The 14,147-nt window shown below is 62.7% G+C and carries 14 protein-coding genes and 1 riboswitch; of the genes, 6 read left to right on the forward strand and 8 right to left on the reverse strand.

Features of this window, described 5'->3' with window-relative positions:
- Nucleotide 1: 1 nt before the first annotated feature.
- Genes DNK06_RS20045 through dapF form a run of 3 tightly spaced genes read left to right on the forward strand, consistent with a single transcriptional unit; the run spans nucleotide 2 to nucleotide 2,722 of the window.
- Nucleotides 2–616: a LysE family translocator gene (locus DNK06_RS20045; RefSeq protein WP_131181756.1), complete on the forward strand. Its 615-nt coding sequence runs from the start codon at nucleotides 2–4 to the stop codon at nucleotides 614–616.
- On the forward strand, nucleotides 616–1,809 hold the full coding sequence (locus DNK06_RS20050) for a benzoate/H(+) symporter BenE family transporter (protein WP_131181757.1): 1,194 nt from the start codon (nucleotides 616–618) through the stop codon (nucleotides 1,807–1,809). The genes DNK06_RS20045 and DNK06_RS20050 overlap by 1 nt, the downstream gene beginning before the upstream one ends.
- 46 nt (nucleotides 1,810–1,855) lie before the next feature.
- The gene (gene dapF / locus DNK06_RS20055) at nucleotides 1,856–2,722 is read left to right on the forward strand and encodes a diaminopimelate epimerase (RefSeq protein ID WP_131181758.1); all 867 of its coding nucleotides are present in this window, start codon (nucleotides 1,856–1,858) and stop codon (nucleotides 2,720–2,722) included.
- Between the two features lie 249 nt (nucleotides 2,723–2,971).
- On the opposite strand, the gene DNK06_RS20060 is transcribed toward dapF, so the two are convergent.
- Nucleotides 2,972–3,871, reverse strand: coding sequence for a bile acid:sodium symporter family protein (locus DNK06_RS20060; RefSeq protein ID WP_131181759.1), 900 nt, complete (start codon nucleotides 3,869–3,871; stop codon nucleotides 2,972–2,974).
- 188 nt (nucleotides 3,872–4,059) lie between these two features.
- On the opposite strand from DNK06_RS20060, the gene DNK06_RS20065 reads away from it, so the two are divergent.
- From DNK06_RS20065 to DNK06_RS20075, 3 genes are all read left to right on the forward strand, one after another.
- Nucleotides 4,060–5,064, forward strand: coding sequence for an NADP-dependent oxidoreductase (locus DNK06_RS20065; RefSeq protein ID WP_131181760.1), 1,005 nt, complete (start codon nucleotides 4,060–4,062; stop codon nucleotides 5,062–5,064).
- Between the two features lie 320 nt (nucleotides 5,065–5,384).
- Nucleotides 5,385–5,792, forward strand: a complete 408-nt coding sequence (locus DNK06_RS20070) for a hypothetical protein (RefSeq protein ID WP_131181761.1) — start codon at nucleotides 5,385–5,387, stop codon at nucleotides 5,790–5,792.
- A 149-nt stretch (nucleotides 5,793–5,941) separates the two neighbouring features.
- A complete protein-coding gene (locus DNK06_RS20075) occupies nucleotides 5,942–7,081 on the forward strand; it encodes a mechanosensitive ion channel family protein (protein ID WP_131181762.1) in 1,140 nt (379 codons plus the stop codon).
- 19 nt (nucleotides 7,082–7,100) lie between these two features.
- On the opposite strand, the gene DNK06_RS20080 is transcribed toward DNK06_RS20075, so the two are convergent.
- Genes DNK06_RS20080 through DNK06_RS20110 form a run of 7 tightly spaced genes read right to left on the reverse strand, consistent with a single transcriptional unit; the run spans nucleotide 7,101 to nucleotide 13,413 of the window.
- Nucleotides 7,101–7,487: a hypothetical protein gene (locus tag DNK06_RS20080; RefSeq protein ID WP_165493674.1), complete on the reverse strand. Its 387-nt coding sequence runs from the start codon at nucleotides 7,485–7,487 to the stop codon at nucleotides 7,101–7,103.
- Nucleotides 7,488–7,532: 45 nt separating this feature from the next.
- A complete protein-coding gene (locus DNK06_RS20085) occupies nucleotides 7,533–8,891 on the reverse strand; it encodes an OprD family porin (protein WP_131181763.1) in 1,359 nt (452 codons plus the stop codon).
- A 9-nt stretch (nucleotides 8,892–8,900) separates the two neighbouring features.
- Nucleotides 8,901–10,112 carry an MFS transporter gene (locus DNK06_RS20090; RefSeq protein WP_131181764.1) on the reverse strand — a complete coding sequence of 404 codons (1,212 nt, stop codon included), beginning with the start codon at nucleotides 10,110–10,112 and terminating at the stop codon, nucleotides 8,901–8,903.
- 33 nt (nucleotides 10,113–10,145) lie between these two features.
- On the reverse strand, nucleotides 10,146–10,586 hold the full coding sequence (locus DNK06_RS20095; RefSeq protein ID WP_131181765.1) for a pseudoazurin: 441 nt from the start codon (nucleotides 10,584–10,586) through the stop codon (nucleotides 10,146–10,148).
- Between the two features lie 15 nt (nucleotides 10,587–10,601).
- Complete coding sequence (locus tag DNK06_RS20100) at nucleotides 10,602–11,369, reverse strand: ABC transporter ATP-binding protein (protein ID WP_131181766.1); 768 nt, start codon at nucleotides 11,367–11,369, stop codon at nucleotides 10,602–10,604.
- Nucleotides 11,366–12,397 carry a FecCD family ABC transporter permease gene (locus DNK06_RS20105; protein ID WP_207390028.1) on the reverse strand — a complete coding sequence of 344 codons (1,032 nt, stop codon included), beginning with the start codon at nucleotides 12,395–12,397 and terminating at the stop codon, nucleotides 11,366–11,368. The genes DNK06_RS20100 and DNK06_RS20105 overlap by 4 nt, the downstream gene beginning before the upstream one ends.
- The gene (locus DNK06_RS20110; RefSeq protein ID WP_131181768.1) at nucleotides 12,397–13,413 is read right to left on the reverse strand and encodes an ABC transporter substrate-binding protein; all 1,017 of its coding nucleotides are present in this window, start codon (nucleotides 13,411–13,413) and stop codon (nucleotides 12,397–12,399) included. Before DNK06_RS20110 ends, DNK06_RS20105 begins: the two co-directional genes overlap by 1 nt.
- Nucleotides 13,414–13,589: 176 nt before the next feature.
- Nucleotides 13,590–13,785: riboswitch (cobalamin riboswitch) on the reverse strand.
- Between the last annotated feature and the right edge of the window lie 362 nt (nucleotides 13,786–14,147).

Raw genomic sequence — 14,147 nt, forward strand, 5'->3', positions numbered from 1 at the left:
CATGACCCCGGAACTGCTGATCGCCTTTATCGCCTTTGCCTTCGTCACCTCGGTGACGCCTGGCCCCAACAACATGATGCTGCTCGCCTCCGGGGTGAACTTCGGCCTGCGTCGCAGCGTGCCGCACATGTTCGGCATCAGCCTGGGGTTCATGGTACTGGTGATGTGCGTGGGCTTCGGCCTGGGGCAGGTATTCGAGCAAGTGCCGGCGCTGTACACGCTGCTGCGTTACCTGGGAGCGGCCTACCTGCTCTATCTGGCCTGGAAGATAGCGGGCTCCGGTGCGCCGGACAGCGCTGGCGGTGAACGCGGCAAACCCTTCACCTTTCTCCAGGCTGCCGCCTTTCAGTGGGTCAACCCCAAGGCCTGGGTCATGGCTATTGGCGCCATCACCACCTATACGCCGCAGGAAAATTTCCTGGTCAACGTGCTGCTGATCGCTGGGCTGTTCGCGCTGGTCAACTGCCCGAGCGTAGGGCTGTGGACGGTGGCAGGCTCGCTGCTGCGCAACTGGCTGCGTAACCCACGCGTGCTGCGTGCCTTCAATATCGGCATGGCGGTGTTGCTGGTGGCCTCGTTGTATCCGATCTTCGCCGACATGAAAGGAGTGCTGTAATGCTCGAGAGCAGCCGCCCTCGCCTGCGCCCGCTGGCCGATACCTCGACGTCCGCCGTGGTAGCGGGCTTCATTGGCATGCTTACCGGCTACACCAGCTCCCTGGTGCTGATGTTCCAGGCGGGCCAGGCTGCCGGGCTCAGCGCCGGGCAGATTTCCTCGTGGATCTGGGCGCTGTCGATCGGCATGGCGGTGACCTGCATCGGCCTGTCCCTACGCTACCGCGCCCCCATCATGGTCGCGTGGTCGACGCCCGGCGCGGCATTGCTGATCACCAGCCTGCCCGGCGTGCCTTACAGTGAAGCGATCGGCGCCTATATCCTGTGCTCCGCCCTGATTCTGATCTGCGGTCTGACCGGCAGCTTCGACCGCATCATGCGGCGCATCCCTGGCTCCATCGCCGCGGCTCTGCTGGCCGGCGTGCTGTTCAAGATCGCTCTGGAAATCTGCGTGGCCGCCGAGCAGCAACCACTGCTGGTGCTCGCCATGCTGTTCGCCTATCTGCTCGGCAAGCGCCTGCTGCCCCGCTACGCCGTACTGGCAGCGCTACTGGTCGGTTGCGTTCTGGCTGGCACCCTGGGGTTGCTGAATTTCTCCCAGTTCGAACTGCAACTGGCGACCCCGGAATGGACGACACCGAGCTTTTCCATCGCCGCGGCGATCAGCATCGGCATCCCGCTGTTCATCGTCGCCATGGCTTCGCAGAACCTGCCCGGCATGGCCGTACTACGCGCCAACGGCTATGACGTTCCGGCATCGCCGCTGCTCAACACCACCAGCCTGGTGTCGATCCTGCTGGCACCGTTCGGCTCGCACGGCATCCATATGGCGGCCATCAGCGCGGCGATCTGTGCCGGCCCCGAGGCCCATGAGGATCCGCGCAAGCGTTACACGGCGGCGATCTGGTGCGGGGTGTTCTATGGCATCGCCGGGCTGTTCGGCGCCACCCTCGCGGCCCTGTTCGCCGCGCTGCCCAAGGCGCTGATCCTGTCCATCGCCGCCCTGGCGCTGTTCGCCTCGATCATCGGCGGCCTGACTCAGGCCATGAACGAGCCGAAAGAACGGGAAGCCGCGTTGATCACCTTCCTCGTCACCGCCTCCGGCATGACATTGTTCAGCGTGGGTTCGGCGTTCTGGGGCATCGTCGCCGGCCTGCTGACGCTGGCGATACTCAATGGCTGCAAACGCGCCTGACTGGCCGTTAACGCACCGGTACCCGCGCCGCACTGAGGATCTGTCCATGCCGTTGAGCTTTCATAAAATGCACGCCAACGGCGATGATTTCGTCGTGGTCGACTCGCGAAACTCGGCCAATCCGATGACAGCTACTCTGGCTCGGCGCCTGGGTGATAGGTACCGTGGTATCGGATTCAATCAACTCGCCGTGATACTCGATTGCGATGATGCAAGCGCGCACCTGATGTTCTGGAATGCCGATGGCTCGCTGCTGGATGCGTGTGGTAGTGCAACACGAGGTGCCGCGGATTTACTGATGCGTGAATCGAATACGACGTCGCTCGTGCTGCGAACCAGCCGTGGCCTGCTGACTTGCGAACGAACCTCAGCCGGCACCATTTCCGTCAACATGGGGGAGCCGCTGTTCGGTTGGGCAGATATCCCCCTGGCTCAGGAGCACGATACTGCCGCCCTACCGCTTGAAGGCGATCCTGCGACTTGCAGCATGGGCAATCCGCACTGCACCTATTTCGTGGACGACCTGACAGCGCTCGATATTGCGACGCTCGGGCCAGCGATTGAAAGCAACCCCCTATTCCTCCATAGAACGAATGTGCACTTCGTGCAGATCCTCAATCGAAAACACATTCGACTGCGCATCTGGGAGCGTTGGGGTGGTATCCCGCTCGGTTCAGGTTCCTGCTCGTGCGGTGCCGCTGTTAACGGTATTCGTCGCGGCTTGCTGGACGACACCATCGACGTGGAATGTGATGGCGGAACGGTGACGGTTCATTGGGACGGCACCGGATCGGTCTTTCTTACCGGGCCGGTAGAACGCAGTTTTTCAGGGATGATCGCAGACAGCGTATTGGCCAACAGCAGTGTTATTTCGGCGGCTGAAGCGGATCGCCATCCACCTCACGACTCGTAGGAGCTGGCTTGCCAGCGAAGCGATCTAACCGGCAACGCTATGTAAATGCCATCGCTTGCTATCGCAAGGCTAGTTCGTAGGGTGGACGACGCTTGCCTACGCGGCCCGATCCGCCCACCGCTCTGCGATCGCAATGGTGGATGAAAAGAGCGTCATCCACCCTACAAGCCTACCCTACCGGGGCACGTGGGCTATGGGGTGGGCTTCAGCCCACCAAATCGAACGTCCACTTCTGCCTTGAATCAGTCGCTACTTGGCGACGGCACTTGCCTCCGCCGCCAATTGCTTGCCATGGGCCACGTTGACCCACCAGCCGAACGCCGCAGCAGTGAAGAACATGATGATGCTGTACAGCGCAGCGGGAATGGCCATGGTGCTGTTGTTGAGCAATACCGGGCTGAGCGCCAGGGCGATGGCCAGGGTGCCGTTGTGGATGCCGATTTCCATGCCGATGGCGATGGCCTGGCGCAGGCTCAGCTTGAGCAGACGCGGCACGAAGTAGCCCACCGCCAGGCTCAGCAGGTTGAACGCCAAAGCCGCCGCGCCGACCACCGGAGCGTAATCGAGCACCGTCTGCCAGTCCTTGACCAGTGCCAGGATGATGATCAGCAGCAGGAACAGTGCCGAGATGATCTTCACCGGGTTTTCCATGCGGATGGCGAAGCCTGGAAAGCGACTGCGCAGGAACATGCCGATGGCCACCGGCCCGAGCACGATGGCGAACACCTGAACCACCTTGGCGAACTGCAGCGGGATCGCCTGATCCCCCTCCATGAAGTAGGCCAGCGACAGGTTGACGATAAAGGGCATGGTCAGCACCGCGACGACCGAGTTCACCGCGGTCAGGGTGATGTTCAACGCGACATCGCCATGGGCCAGGTGGCTGTAGAGGTTGGCGGACGTACCGCCGGGCGACGCGGCCAGCAACATCATGCCCACCGCCAGGGCGGGCGCCAGGCCGAATGCCTGCACCATGAAGAAACAGGCTACCGGCAACAGCAGCAATTGGCAGAACAACCCGATCAGTACCGGTTTGGGGTACTTCACCACCCGGGCGAAATCCGCCAGGGTCAGGGACAGCCCCAGACCGAGCATGATGATGCCCAGGGCCAGGGGGAGAAACAGGCTCAGCAAGGGGCTCGCGGTCATCGTCACATCTCCGTGTTGGCAATCGGCCGTCTGCTCACTGTAGCGGGCAACCAGCGATCTGCGCGATCACGCTGCCCTGCCCATCACTTCGGTGGATCAATGGACATTCGGCCACTGCGACATCCTTGCCCAATTGCAGTCCGAGACTTATCACCACTCACCACTGCTTATTTCAACGGAGGCCTCCCATGTCCACTCAGCTCAACCGCCAGTTCCTGCTCGCCAAGCGTCCAACCGGCATGGTTAGCCGCGATACCTTCGATTACGTGGAAAAGCCGGTCGGCGAACCCGGCGAAGGACAGATTCTGGTCAAGAACCTCTATCTGTCGCTCGATCCGGCCATGCGCGGCTGGATGAACGAAGGCAAGTCCTACATTGCCCCGGTGGGTCTGGGCGATGTGATGCGCGCCCTGGGCGTGGGTGAGGTGGTCGCTTCCAAGCACCCGGACTACGCTGTCGGCGATCACGTCAACGGTGGCCTGGGCGTACAGGACTATTTCCTCGGCGAGCCCAAGGGCTTCTACAAGGTCGACCCGAAGCGTGCGCCGTTGCCGGTTTACCTGTCGGCCCTCGGCATGACGGGCATGACCGCCTACTTCGCCCTGCTCGACGTCGGCGCGCCGCAGAGCGGCGATACCGTGGTGCTCTCTGGTGCAGCCGGTGCGGTGGGCAGCATTGCCGGGCAGATCGCCAAGCTCAAGGGCTGCCGGGTGATCGGCATCGCTGGTGGCGCGGAGAAATGCGCCTACCTGACCGACGAGTTGGGTTTCGATGCGGCCATCGACTACAAGAGCGAGTCGCTGCCTGAAGCCCTCAAACGCGAATGCCCCAAGGGCGTCGATGTGTACTTCGACAACGTTGGTGGCGACACCCTGGACGCGGTACTGACCCGACTGGCGCCGAAAGCACGCATCGTCATCTGTGGTGCCATCAGCCAGTACAACAACAAAGAAGCGGTCAAGGGGCCGGCCAACTACCTGTCGCTGCTGGTCAATCGTGCACGCATGGAAGGCTTCGTGGTGACGGATCACGCCGCCAACTTCGGCAGCGCGGCAGCGGAAATCGGCGGCTGGCTGGCCAGCGGCAAGGTCAAATCGAAGGAGCACATCGTCGAAGGTCTGGAAACCTTCCCGGAAACCCTGCTCAAGCTGTTCAAGGGGGAAAACTTCGGCAAGCTGGTGCTCAAGGTCTGATATCCATCAACGGGCGGCCACCTCGTCGCCCGTTGATGGCCCAAGCGCCACATGCATCCGCCTTAATGCTTGGCTACCGCACGCAAAGCGCTCAGCATGAACCAACCCAGAGCTTCATTCGCGACGTGCATTGCAGCGGCCTATTTCCCCAGCCATATCGATTTTCTGCCATGCCACATGGCGGTGCCCGCACGCCACTCCGGAACGAAAAATGGCCAAAAGCCATGAAACTACTTGAGGCACTACACGCTGTTCGGGTAGTTTCGCGGCCATGCTGATCGCCCATCGGGGCAAACTGATCCTTCGTGCCCGGAGCCCTGATGGAACTCGCTTTCACTGTAATAACCATTGTGCTTCTCGGCTCCGCTTATCTGCTTGTACAGCGCTTTCGCGGTAGCGCGGCACTGTCCCGGAGATCCATGAGCGAATGGTTGCTACGCTTCGAAGCCGCCAGCCCGGTCGAGCAGCATGAGATGGCTGAAGCCCTGCTGACGCATTCCGTAAGACTGGCCGCGCAGATGGGAGTGCAGGCCAGCATCGCCGAACTGCTGGCGACGGGAAACGAGGCCAGCGCACTGGTCGCCACGTGGCAGAGCCAGTTACACACAGCCATGCCCACCACCTCGCTGTCGACTACGCCAGCACGCACCATCGGTGCCCTGATGGTGATTCGTCAGGTCCAGCCGCTGCGTTTTCAAGAGCTGCTCGGCCAATCCACAACCATCTGATCGTCCACATAAGCGAAAAAACCGCCAGGTTGGAAGCGCGACCTGAACCGATCAGCAGCCGCGGCGCCAGCCAACCATCCGAACCATTAGGGGGAACTTCTCCTCCCTGAGGCCTACAGAAAACTATTGGCCTTTTCAGGAGACCCCGAATGGAACAGTGGAACATCTGGCTCGATCGCGACTTATGGCTCGGCGTCGGCATCGTGGTGGTCGCGACCGCGGTGATCTATACCGTGCTGCGCACTGTAGTCGGTATCCTCCACAAGCGCCTGGTCGCCTGGTCGAAAGGCCAGGACGGCAACTGGCCGCACTTTCTCGCGGTGGTGATAGGGCGTACCAGTCGCCTGCTGCTGCTCGCCTTCTCGCTGCTGCTGGCACTGCGCGTGCCGGATCTTCCCGGTAGTTGGCAGGCCGCCCTGAGTCATACCTGGTTCGTCGCCCTGGCCCTGCAGATTGCCCTGTGGGTGGACACCGGTGTACGTCTGTGGTCGCGCAGCCTGTCGGTCGGTAAACATGGCGGCACGGGGTTCAACCCGGTAATGACCACCATCATCAGCATCATGGTGCTGATCGTGGTGTGGTCGGTGATGCTGCTGTCGATCCTCGCCAACCTGGGCGTGGATATCACCGCGCTGGTGGCCAGCCTGGGGGTTGGTGGTATCGCCGTAGCGCTGGCGGTGCAGACGGTGCTCGGCGACGTATTTGCCTCGCTGTCGATCGGCGTCGACAAGCCGTTCGAGATCGGTGATTTCGTGGTTTTCGGCGAAGTGGCCGGGAGCATCGAACATATCGGCCTGAAGACCACGCGCATTCGCAGCCTGAGTGGCGAGCAGGTGGTATGCGCCAATGCCGACCTGCTGCGGCAGATCGTGCACAACTACAAACGCATGGATACACGGCGCATCGTCTTCACATTCGGCATCAGCTACGACACCCCGAGCGACAGGGTGCGCCAGGTATCCGAGCGAGTTGGCGACATCATCCGCGCCACGCCTAAAACCAAGTTCGACCGTGCGCACTTTCTCGGTTTCGACGAGAGCCAGCTGACCTTCGAGGTGGTCTACATCGTGCAGAGCTCGGACTACAACCAGTACATGGACATCCAGCAGGAGATCAACCTGCAACTGCTCGATACCCTGCGCGAACTGGATGTGCGCTTCGCCCTGCCCCGTCGTGATCTGCGTCTGGTTGGCGAGAAGATGCCCACACTGAAAGTCGCCGGATTGCCTCAGCATGAGCAGCAGGATGATTCGGCAGAGCACGATCAGCGACTGCCACGGTTCAGCTGAAGTCGGATTGCGAGGTGGACTAACGGCAACCTGTCATGCGGTTGCAATTGACCCGATCACGCTCGCCCTTGGAACTGGATAGCCGGCTGACCACATTCCAGCCGATACGCCGGCTGGAGCCCACCCACAGCTCGCCGCTGCTGCTGACACCGGTAAATAGCTGCAGACGCCCGTAAGTGGTACTGGTCTGTGCCCAGGTCTGCCCGCTGATGGCATCGAAACCACGCATCAGGGTGTCATTGCCTTGCTGAACGATGCCGTAGTGATTGCCGAAACGATCCGTGCAATTGAGCACAGTGGCGCTTCGGGTACAGCGCATGGCATCGCCGGGCAGCATGAAGGCGGCCTGCACCGGTAGCGTCCAACACAATGCGATCAGCACGCCTGTAACTGCCTTGAGACGGATCGACACGCGAACACCTCCAGAGGAAATAGCACCAATGCTAACGCACTACAGCTTTCCGCTCAGCGGATACTCCAGCGACAGCCGTACCTGATCGACATCGCCCTCGGCCTGGGCGGCATTGCCGCGGTGCAGGCTGTGACGCAGCAGCATCGTCAGATCCTTGGCCGCACCGGACTGCACCACGTAGCGCAGGTTGAGGTCGCGCTCCCAGTGCCTGCCGCCCTTGCCGTAGCCCAGCCAGGCGTAACTGCCTGTGACATCGACATCGCTGCCGTCGATGCCGCTGCCGCGGATGTAGGCGGCGCCGGCACTCAGTCCCGGTACGCCGACTGCGGCCAGGTCGTAGTCGTAACGCAACTGCCAGGACGTCTCGTTTGGTGCGTTGAAGTCCGACAGCTGCACCGCGTTGCCCAGCCAGATGGCGCCGCGGGTGACGTAGTCGAACGGCGTATCGCCATCGACCTTCTGATAACCCAGGCCGACCTTGTGGTAACCCTGGCTGTAGCTGAGCAGCAGGCTGCCGGTGGTGTTGGACACCCTGCCGGCCAGTGCCTTGCCGGTGTCGCTGCTGCGGTACAAGTGCAGGTCGACAGCGATGGCCTTGTCCTCGGCCAGGGCATGGCTGTAGCTGCTGCCCAGGTAATGCGTGCGCCAGCTGTCTTCCAGTTCGCCGCTGTAGAGGCTGACGGACAGCCCCGGCACACCGCTGTAGCTGCCACCGACGAAGCTGAAGGCATCGCCCAGGCGCATCGACGGGTCGGCGTAGTTGATCACCAACGGGTTGTCGTTGCTGCGCGAGTTGCGATCCGCCGAACCGGTGAAATGCCCGCCGACCAGGGTCAGCTCGTCGAACTCGCGGCTGTCGACGAACCAGCCGGTGTGGGTCTCGGGCAGCAGGCGGCTGTCGGACGAGGAGAAGATCGGCGTCTTCACCCGCTGCTCGCCGTAGCGCAGCCAGGTCGACGACAGCCGCGCCTTGAGCGCCGCGCCGCCACGAGCGGCGTCATTCTGATCGTAGCCCTCGTTGTCCACCGGCAGGTGGCGCAGCTTGCCGGCGCGGCCACCGCCACCGTCGAGTTTCTGAGAGAGGTACAGGTGCCCGTCCACACCGAAGCCGAGCGTGCCCTGGGTGAACCCGGACTTGAACTCACCCATCAGCCCGTAGCCCCACTCCTCTGCATAGCCATTGCGCTCGGCCCGCGGCTTGTAGGCATTACGCGCACCGTTGCTGCGGCCGCCGTTACGGTAATCGCGGTTTTCAAAGACCGTGCGGTTGAGCAAGCTCCAGCTGGTATCGTCGATAAAACCGGCGGATTGCGACTGAGCGCTCTGCGGCGCCGCCATGGCCAGCGGGGAAAGACAGCATGCGCTTGCAGCGATCAGTGTCGAGTACAGCCTGTTCATTGGCACTCCTTAATCTCGGGGCAATCGCCCCATATGCCGGGACAGTCCAATCGCGGCGCCCAAACCGATGCAGACCAGTGCCCACCACAATATTTGCGGGGGCGCCTGGTCAGCCGGTAACAGACGACCGATCAGCACGTTGCCGAGCAACGCGGCCAGGCCGCCGACACCGGCGAAGAAACCGTAATAGGCGGCCAACTGGCCGCGGCGTGCGTAGTACGGCACATGGGCCGAGAGCAGCGGCAACACCAGCAGGCTGCCAAGGCTGAGCAAGGCCGCCATCAGCAGAACGGCCCATTGCGGGCTCAGCAGACTCGCCAAGGGCTCGGCCAGCAGACAGTAACTGGCGGCCATCAATGCCAACCCGAGGCCCATGCCCTGCCCCTCGCTGAGCCAGCGCTGGCGCAGCGCGCTGATCGGCATCTGCAGCAGCACGCCGACCAGCGCGGTGATCACGAATACCCGGGTGATCCACGCCTGACCGCCGCCGTGAGCGTGACTGTAGGCCGGGATCGCCAGATACAGCGGGTGGAACAGCAGCGGATAGGCCGCGGCCAGCAAGGCGAAACGCTGGAACGGCCCCTGCCGCAGCATCTCCAGACACTGGCGTAGCATGGTCACCGGCTCATCGCCCGATACCAGCTCCTTGGTCGGCAGGAAGCGCCACTGCACCAGCGTCATCAGCAGAAACAGCCCGGCCGCCACACTGCCGGATACCGCGAAGTCGATGCCGATCAGCAGCAAGCCCGCCAGCGGCCCAAGCAACATGCCGGCGGTGCTGGCCATGTTCTGCAAGGCAAACGCACGCTTACGCTGTTGTACGTCCTGGCACTCGTCGGCCAGGTAGGCCTGGGCGCAAGGCGTGAACAGAGCACCGGCAAAGCCACTGACGCAGGCAGCCAGCAACAGCACCGCCAGGCTTTCCGAAAAGCCGAGCACGGCAAAACCCACGCAACGCACCAGACAGCCGATGAGGATGGCGCGCCGGTAGCCGATCCGGTCACCCAGCAACCCACCGAACAGGAACAGCCCCTGCTGGCTGAACACCCGGATGCCGAGCACCAGGCCTACTGCCCAACCGGCCAGCCCAAGGGTGTCACTGAGGTGACCGGCGAGGTACGGCACCAGCATGTAGAAGCCGAAGTTGAAGGCCAGGCTGTTGAGCACCAGTACCCGCGCCGCGGGGGACAGGCTGGCGAAGGTGTTCAACACTCGGCTCATGGTTGCTGACCGCTCATGACTGGCTCATCGAGTTCAAGGTAGCTGGGTCTCACGCTGGACGATCCGTTCGAAGCGCTGCTTGGCCCGCGCCGGCAGCGATGCCGGAATCTGCGCCTCACTGGCTGGCTGGTCGCCGACCTGGATGAGCATCACCATGCCCATGGCCAGGTGCGGAATACACTGGATGCCATACAGGCCGGCCTCGCTGAAGGTCACCTCGATCTCTTCGTTGATCTTGCCCTTGAACGGCTCGGCGCCCTGCGGCAGGAAACCGGGGATGCTCGCAGCGTTATGGGTCGGGTGGGTGGCGATGAACTTCACGCTGTCGCCAGGGGCGATGGCCAGGAAATCAGGCTCATAGACCATCGAGCCGGACTCTCCGCGGTTGAGCATCTTGACCTCATGGGTTTCGGCCAGCGCCGGAATCACGAACAGGAGAGTAGCGAGCAGAGTGAAAAACGGGGAAACGCGCATAGCGAACGACTCGTATCAGATAGGTTGAAAGCGCAGCACCCGGGCCCCGTCTTCAGGGTCGACCAGGTAGCGGGCACGTACGCCGAAGGTGTCGCGTAAGCGCTCGGTAGTCAGCACCTCGGCCGGAGCGCCCAGCGCCACCAGGCGACCACGTTGCATGACCCCGAGGCGGTCGCATTCCAGCGCCTGGTTGAGGTCGTGCAAGGCGATCAGCGTGGTCACCGGCAGCGTGCGTACCAGGTTGAGAATCGACAGCTGATGCTGGATATCCAAATGGTTGGTGGGCTCGTCGAGCAGCAGGATCTGCGGTTTCTGCGCCAAGGCCCGGGCAATGTGCACGCGCTGACGTTCGCCACCGGAAAGCGTGCTCCAAGCACGTTCCGGCATTTCGGCCATGTCCACATCGGCCAGCGCCTGAAGGACGATTTGCTCGTCCTCGGCCGACCAGGGCTGCAAGGCCGACAGCCAGGGCGTGCGGCCCAGCTCGACCGCATCGCGTACCGTCACCGCGTCGCCGGTCTCTGCCTGCTGCTCGACGAAGGCCAACTGCCGGGCCACTTCGCGACGACTCAGTCGCGCCAGCGGCCTGCCCTGCAGCCGCACCTGCCCAGTGCCGGGCACGCGAATGCCGGACAGCAGCTTGAGCAGGGTCGACTTGCCGGAACCGTTGGGGCCGATCAGGCCGAGTGTCTCGCCCTGACGCAGTTGCAGATCGACGCCGGCGACAATGGCGCGCCCTTTCACCGACCAGCCCAGATCGCTGCACTGCAGCACCGTGCTCATCGCGGCCGCCTCCCACGCACCAGGATCACCGCGAAGGCCGGCGCGCCGATCAGCGCGGTGACCACGCCGATGGGCAGCACCTGGCCCTTGATAACGGTGCGCGACAACACATCGGCGGCGATCAGGAATATTGCGCCGATCAGGGCACTGACCGGCACCAGCCGACCATGACGCACGCCAACCAGTAAACGCGCGGCATGGGGAATCACCAGGCCGACGAAGCCGATGGAGCCGACGATCGACACCATCACCGCGGTGACCAGCGCCGCGCTGGCGATCAGCGTGGCCTGCACCCGGCGTACCGGCACACCGAGGGATGCCGCCGATTCGGCGCCGAAGGTGAAGGCATCCAGCGCCCGGGTATGCCAGGCCACCAGCAACACACCGGCCAGGGCCACGGGCACGGCCAGCGCCACATCGTGCCAATTGACTCCGCTGAGGTTACCGAGCAACCAGAACATGATGCCGCGGGCCTGCTCGGCGCTGGCTGATTTGGTGATCAACAGCGAGGTCACGGCGTTGAACAGCTGGGAACCGGCGATACCGGCGAGAATGATCTGCCCAGTGCCATTCATGGCGTCGCCACCGGCAGCGCGGGCCAACAGCGCGACCAGGCTGAAGGCGGCGATGGCGCCGATAAAGGCGCCCATGGACAGCGACAGCATCCCCGCGCCCAGCCCCAGCAGCGCTACCGAAACCGCGCCGGTGGAGGCCCCTGCGGAAATCCCGAGCAGATAAGGATCGGCCAGCGGATTGCGCAGCAGCGCCTGCAGCACCACGCCGGATACCGCCAGTCCGGCGCCACAGCAGGCCGCGACCAGGGCGCGGGTCAGGCGGTAGTTCCAGACGATGCCCTGGTCGATCGGATCGAGCACGAAGCCAGTGCCGAACAGCTTGTTGGCCAGCACCTGGAACACCACCGATAACGGAATCCGGGTTTCGCCCAGCGCCACACCAGCGACCACCGCCACGGCCAGCAACAGCAGGCAAATGAGCGTCAGCAGGAACAGGTGAGTACCGCGAGCCATCATTTCTGGATATCGAACCCGTCAACGGCCTTGGCCAGGGTTTCGATGCCGGCGATCATGCGCAGCGAAGCCTGCATGCCGTCGGCATCGAGGATCACGATACGGCCGTTCTTCACTGCATCCATGTGCTTGGCCACCGGATCGTTGCGCAGGAACTCGAGCTTCTTCTCCACATCGTCGGCCGGGAAACGGCGGCGATCCATGCGCGCCAGCACCAGCACGGTCGGGTTGGCCTTGGCCAGGGTTTCCCAGCCCACGGTTGGCCACTCCTCGCTGGACTCGACCACATTGCGCAGGCCCAGGGATTTCATCATGTAGTCAGCGACGCCCTTCTGCCCGGCCATGTAGGGATCGAGATCCAGATCAGCACTGGAGAACCAGAAGGCGGCGGAGATTTGTTTGGCCTGACGCTGTTCGACGCCAGCAACCGCCTTGCCGAGTCTGTCCTGCAGGTTGCTGACCAGCTTGTCGCCTTCGCCCTGCACGTCGAAGATCTCGGCCAGTTGGTGAATACCCTTGTACAGGCTTTCTATCTGAAACGGCTGCAGACGCGTACCGTCGGCACCGACCAGATTGTCCTTGCCTTCGCAGTCGGATGGCAGGATGTAGGTCGGGATCTTCAGCTTGTGGAACTGCTCGCGAGTGCCAACCACACCCTGCTCGCCGACCATCCACTCGAACTGCACGGCCACCAGGCCAGGGCGCTTGTTGATCACCGACTCGAAGCTCGGGTCGTTGTCGGCCAGGCGCTCGACCTTGTCATTCTGCGCCTTGAATTCGGGCAGCACGTTGCTGAACCACAGCGAAGTGCCAGCCAGACGCTCGCCAACCCCCAGGGAATAGAGGATCTCGGTGCCGGCCTGGCCGATGGTCACGGTGTTGTTCGGCGCAGCGGCGAAGCTCAGCGCATGGCCACAGTTGTCGATAGTCAGCGGGTATTGGGTCGGGCTGGCGGCCAGCGCCATGGAAGACAGGCCAAGGGCGGCGGTGAAAACGGCGAAACGAGACATGAGCATGCGGGTGATCTCCAAAACAACGAATACGCATAAACGGCAGTGCGCAGGCTGGAGAACACATCACGCCAAGCGGCCATGGCCACACCTGTCCCTTACGGAAGGTGATTACGGATGCCCCTCCCGGACACCCCGCCGGCTGGTTCGATTGCAGCGACCGACCACCGCTGCGTCGCAGCTGATCAGACCCTATGCCGGCAGGTCTCCTGACTGGTACGTCGACGCACTGCTGCGGCCTTCCCGGAATCGCTTCCAGTGACACGAATGCAGCCATGCTCGGTACCTACAGTTGCGGGGGCAGTTCCGTTTCGCCACATGAGGTGGCGTCGGATTCCCTATTGATTCCTCGCGGAAACCGGCGGCGGCATCTTAAACGATCGAGTCACGTCACGGCAGCGCCATTTGCCGCGGGTTGTTGCTGTCTTTCCCGGTAGCACGGGAAAAATAGCGGGCAGCAGACGGATGACGTAGTGAAACTCCTTGTCGCCATTATTGTTATATTATAACAATAATGCAACGCGTTTATCGCGCCCGGCTCGACTGCTAGACAAGCCACCGTCCGGGATAAGGCGCAAGCGGACGGTCGTAGGATGGGTGAAACCCATCGGAAATTGATGGGTTTCACCCATCCTATGTATGGACTCGCCTTTACCTGTCAACCCGCTTTGAACAGAGAAACCCGGTTGCATCTATGTATCAGGCCTCAGCAAGGGAGCATCAGGTGCTCCGGGCCACCA

Origin of the sequence: Phytopseudomonas daroniae, from assembly GCF_004327285.1 — a bacterium.
Taxonomy (GTDB): Bacteria; Pseudomonadota; Gammaproteobacteria; order Pseudomonadales; family Pseudomonadaceae; genus Aquipseudomonas; species Aquipseudomonas daroniae.

Excerpts from the sequence above, each read along its gene's own strand:
- DNK06_RS20045 (WP_131181756.1), top strand. The coding sequence starts at position 2 with ATGACCCCGGAACTGCTGATCGCCTTTATCGCCTTTGCCTTCGTCACC.
- DNK06_RS20050 (WP_131181757.1), top strand. The coding sequence starts at position 616 with ATGCTCGAGAGCAGCCGCCCTCGCCTGCGCCCGCTGGCCGATACCTCG.
- dapF (WP_131181758.1), top strand. The coding sequence starts at position 1,856 with ATGCCGTTGAGCTTTCATAAAATGCACGCCAACGGCGATGATTTCGTC.
- DNK06_RS20060 (WP_131181759.1), bottom strand. The coding sequence starts at position 3,871 with ATGACCGCGAGCCCCTTGCTGAGCCTGTTTCTCCCCCTGGCCCTGGGC.
- DNK06_RS20065 (WP_131181760.1), top strand. The coding sequence starts at position 4,060 with ATGTCCACTCAGCTCAACCGCCAGTTCCTGCTCGCCAAGCGTCCAACC.
- DNK06_RS20070 (WP_131181761.1), top strand. The coding sequence starts at position 5,385 with ATGGAACTCGCTTTCACTGTAATAACCATTGTGCTTCTCGGCTCCGCT.
- DNK06_RS20075 (WP_131181762.1), top strand. The coding sequence starts at position 5,942 with ATGGAACAGTGGAACATCTGGCTCGATCGCGACTTATGGCTCGGCGTC.
- DNK06_RS20085 (WP_131181763.1), bottom strand. The coding sequence starts at position 8,891 with ATGAACAGGCTGTACTCGACACTGATCGCTGCAAGCGCATGCTGTCTT.
- DNK06_RS20090 (WP_131181764.1), bottom strand. The coding sequence starts at position 10,112 with ATGAGCCGAGTGTTGAACACCTTCGCCAGCCTGTCCCCCGCGGCGCGG.
- DNK06_RS20095 (WP_131181765.1), bottom strand. The coding sequence starts at position 10,586 with ATGCGCGTTTCCCCGTTTTTCACTCTGCTCGCTACTCTCCTGTTCGTG.
- DNK06_RS20100 (WP_131181766.1), bottom strand. The coding sequence starts at position 11,369 with ATGAGCACGGTGCTGCAGTGCAGCGATCTGGGCTGGTCGGTGAAAGGG.
- DNK06_RS20105 (WP_207390028.1), bottom strand. The coding sequence starts at position 12,397 with ATGGCTCGCGGTACTCACCTGTTCCTGCTGACGCTCATTTGCCTGCTG.
- DNK06_RS20110 (WP_131181768.1), bottom strand. The coding sequence starts at position 13,413 with ATGCTCATGTCTCGTTTCGCCGTTTTCACCGCCGCCCTTGGCCTGTCT.